Consider the following 3,937-nt stretch of genomic DNA (forward strand, 5'->3'; position numbering starts at 1 on the left):
TCGTTGCTGCGGGTGAACGAACCGATCTGGGACATGGTGGATCTCCTGTGCTGTGTTCAAGCCCGCGACCATCGCGGCCTTGTGGCGATCGAAAGCTCCGGGACGGCCGACCCGCACCGTCAGGCCGCAGCGCATGCGGAGGACGGCGTGCGGCGATCTTGTTGCTGCGCGAGGAGCGGCGCAGCCGCGGGGAAGAAGATCGACGCACGCTGTTGCGGGGAACAGGCCGGGTCGCAGACCGCATCTCGGGGCAGATCCGCCCACAACAAGGCCCGTCGGTCGCAGGGCATCACGGCACGCCTGGAGAACCATCCAGAAGAGGTCGGACGGCCGCTGTCACGATAACCACCCGGTCCACTCACGGGTTCACGTCGGCACAGTGCGTACATCCGCCATCAGTGATGCGATCAATGCGTCGGGCGCCTTGAACCGACCTCGACGAAGCGTCGGCGGTAACACCGCCTCGACGGCCTCGAGCTTTTCGGACGGATCCATCCGCAGGTACACCTCGGTCGTGCGGATATCGGCGTGGCCAAGCCAGAGCGCAACCTTGCGGATGTCGCGTGTGGCCTGCAGCATCAGGACTGCACAACTGTGCCGCAGAAGATGTGGCGACAGCGTGCGGCCGATCAGCGTTGGGCATCTAGCCGCGGCAGTTTTTGCGTGCTTTTCGAGGATATACTCGAAGCCGGCCCGGGTCATCGCCATCCCTTGTGCGTTCACGAACAGCTCTGTTGCTGGCGGTTTTCCTCGTACCGCGAGCCAGGCGCGCAGGTCGCGAGCAGTTTCTTTCCAGAGCGGAAGGCTGCGTTCGCGCCGGCCCTTGCCGAACACCAGGATGCTCGGCATCGGTTGCAAAGTGACGTTCTCCAGGGTGAGGCCGACCAGCTCGGAGACTCGCAAGCCCCCGGCGAAGCACAGATGCAACATCGCCCGATCCCGTAGCCCCAAGCGTGTCGTCGTGTCAGGCGCGTCGAGCACGGCGCGGACCTCGTCCATGGTCAGATGGCGGATGAGCTTCTGGTCATGACGCTTGCCTGGAATCGCATTGATCTGGGCGACCTGCTCCAAAGCGCCGGGATGCCGCAGCTCGACATAGCGCATAAACGACTTGATCGCGGCGAGCCGCAGGTTGCGGGTCGCCGGACTGTTGCCTCGGTCGTGTTCGATGTGATGCAGGAACGCGACTACCATGTCCGCATCGATCTGCTCGAGCTGGAGCAGGGAGGGGCGCGTGTGCAGGCGCCGGCCGACGAACGCCAACAATAGCCGGAAGCTGTAGGCATAGGTCTCGCAGGAGTGCGGACTGTAGCCGCGCTGCCGCGGCATATGCTCGCGCATGAAGCTGGTGATGAGCGGGGCGATCGGCGTCATGCGACCTCCCCGGCGAGCAGCGCCTCGGCAGCACCTGCAATGTCGGTCATGAGGTCCGGGGTGGCTTCCAGATACCAGTAGGTATGCCGGATGTCCGCATGTCCGAGATAGGTGGCGAGAGCGACGAAGTCGCGCGCAACATCATCACGGCACATCGCGCATTGCTCCAGCACGCGCGTCGCGAAGGTGTGACGCAGATCATGGATGCGCGGGCGACGCGAGCGATCCTGACCGACGCCGGCCTTGCGCAGGATCGCATCGAAGGTGCTCTGGACGGTCCGAAGCGGCATCGGCTTGGCATCCACCGATAGGAACACATGGTCGTCCATGCCGGCGAACCGCCGCCGGATCCCAAGATAGGCGTGCAGCGCCTCGATCACGCTGGTGTGCATCGGCACGAGCCGGCTCTTGTTGAACTTCGTCTCGCGGATGTGCAGCACCCCGTCAGGCAGCAGATCGTCCAACCTCAGGTTCAGAGCCTCCGAGATCCGCAGACCCGTCGACGCGAGCAGCCCTATCAGCATCACATAGATGTGGCGCCTGAGCGGACTGGGCTTCTGGCGCCGCAGATTGCCTGCGGCATCGAGCATGCGCGCCAGTTCCTCCGGCGTGTAGATATAGGGCGCCGGACGTGTCGCAGGACTGTGGTTGGGATGACGCTGCGGGACCTCATGCGCACCATCCTCCGCATGCAGGAAGCGCGCGAAGAGAGCGATCTCTTGAAGTCGCCGCTGGTGACTGCGCGGGGTCGACGAGACGGCCGCCGCCCAGGCGATCGCGGTCTCGCGGCGAACATGGGTATCGCCCCGGTCGACCGCATAGCGCGCGAACGCGGTGAGGTGTCGGGCCGTCTTTGCGAGCTTGAAGCCGAGCGAGCGGCGCAATTCGATGTAGCGATCGGCATCGTCGGTTAGCATGGCGACCTCCCCGGCCAGGGCCGTGCGATCGCCGACAGCAGCGCGATATCGACCTTGGCGTAGTGTGCCGTCATCGCCTGCGATCGGTGGCGCAACACCGTGCTCACACCTGGCAGGCTGACGCCGTGGCGGAGCATCGCCGTGGCCGCCGAGTGGCGCAGGATATGCGCACCCTTGTAGCGGCTCTCGACGCCCCCACGCTTGAGCGCGCGCTTGACCAGGCATTTGACCGTGATGCGATCGATTGGCCGCAGCGGCGCGTATTCGGTGATGAACACAGACGGCACGGCCAGTGCCGGCCGTCCGCGTTCGATATAGGCAAGCAGCGCGTCGCCGATCTCCTGAGTGAGCGGCAGCAGTTCCTCGCGCCGGCTTTTGCCGCACAGTCGGATGCTGCCCTGGCGCCAGTCGATATCGTCGAAGGTGAGCCGCGCCACCTCGCTCGCCCGAAGCCCGAGCCTGACCAGGAACAGGATGATGGCCCGGTCGCGCAAGCGGCGCTCGCCATCGCACGCACCGATGATCCGCGCGATATCGGCATCAGGCAGGAAGCGCGGGATTGATGCCAGCCGCCATCCTGCAACGTTCGGCATGGCGTGGTCGAGCCCAGCCGGACATCGTCCTGTCGCGATCAGGAAGCGAAGGAACGCGCGGATGCCGACCGATATGCCCTTCATGCGCTCGACCGATACGGCTTTCGCGCGTTCGATCATGTATGCCCGGATCGTCACGGCGTCGTAGGCCGTCGGGATATCCCCCAGCGCATCGACGAAGGGAGTAATCGTCCCAAGATACGTGGCCAGCGTCGTTTCAGCCAGGCCGCGCTGCTCGCGAGCCCAAGCCGCAAACTCGGCCACCAGCGGCGCCGCCGATTTGGCCGGCAATCGCGTCATCACACCTTGATCCTCAAGGTAGGCGATGAACAGCTTGGCGCACTCGACCGCGTCCTTGTTGAGGTCGCCGCGGAAGCGCGGCCGATGTCCCGCTTCGATCAAGGTGAACGACGCCGCGTGCGCCTCACGGATCGCAGGGAGCGTGTAGCCTTCCCCGCGCGCCCAGTGCGTCCAACTCGCAAGCAGCCGCATCCTCTCGACGATGGTAAGCGGCGTATATCGGCGCTCACCGAGCCATTGAGCAAAGTCGGCCGCGTGGTCTGCGGCCATTCCCGCCATCAATCGGTCCCAGACCGCGTTCTTACGGACATAAACACCTGTCGGCATGTCGCCCCCTTCTGCATGTGGAGGCAGAACTATGGTCGAGGTGGTTGCTGTTCGGAACGTCAGTCAGCGGTTGTGTCGGGCGTACTCGTGCCATGCGTGTCCGACTGGAGCCGGGAGGTTCTCCGAGTGTGCCGTGATGCCCTGCGACCGACGGGCCTTGTTGTGGGCGGATCTGCCCCGAGATGCGGTCTGCGACCCGGCCTGTTCCCCGCAACAGCGTGCGTCGATCTTCTTCCCCGCGGCTGCGCCGCTCCTCGCGCAGCAACAAGATCGCCGCACGCCGTCCTCCGCATGCGCTGCGGCCTGACGGTGCGGGTCGGCCGTCCCGGAGCTTTCGATCGCCACAAGGCCGCGATGGTCGCGGGCTTGAACACAGCACAGGAGATCCACCATGTCCCAGATCGGTTCGTTCACCCGCAGCAACGA

Annotated in this window: 5 protein-coding genes; 1 reads left to right on the top strand and 4 read right to left on the bottom strand. The window is 65.1% G+C overall.

What is annotated here, in order from left to right; genetic code table 11:
* Window positions 1-345: hypothetical protein (locus E4K65_RS48385; RefSeq protein WP_209312169.1), on the top strand; the 345-nt coding region annotated here is incomplete at its 5' end.
* A 21-nt stretch (window positions 346-366) separates the two neighbouring features.
* Here the strand turns inward: E4K65_RS48385 and E4K65_RS46435 are convergent.
* The 4 genes from E4K65_RS46435 to E4K65_RS48390 form a co-directional block, all read right to left on the bottom strand.
* Entirely contained in the window at window positions 367-1,374 is a 1,008-nt protein-coding gene (locus E4K65_RS46435) for a tyrosine-type recombinase/integrase (RefSeq protein ID WP_135179730.1), read from the bottom strand.
* Window positions 1,371-2,291 (bottom strand): tyrosine-type recombinase/integrase, encoded by a 921-nt coding sequence (locus E4K65_RS46440; protein ID WP_167771706.1) that lies wholly within the window; start codon window positions 2,289-2,291, stop codon window positions 1,371-1,373. The genes E4K65_RS46435 and E4K65_RS46440 overlap by 4 nt, the downstream gene beginning before the upstream one ends.
* The gene (locus tag E4K65_RS46445) at window positions 2,285-3,511 is read right to left on the bottom strand and encodes a tyrosine-type recombinase/integrase (protein ID WP_135179731.1); all 1,227 of its coding nucleotides are present in this window, start codon (window positions 3,509-3,511) and stop codon (window positions 2,285-2,287) included. Before E4K65_RS46445 ends, E4K65_RS46440 begins: the two co-directional genes overlap by 7 nt.
* Window positions 3,512-3,574: 63 nt before the next feature.
* On the bottom strand, window positions 3,575-3,937 hold a 363-nt coding region (locus E4K65_RS48390), incomplete at its 5' end, for a hypothetical protein (protein ID WP_209312170.1).

The organism is Bradyrhizobium niftali (genome assembly GCF_004571025.1).
Lineage (GTDB): Bacteria > Pseudomonadota > Alphaproteobacteria > Rhizobiales > Xanthobacteraceae > Bradyrhizobium > Bradyrhizobium niftali.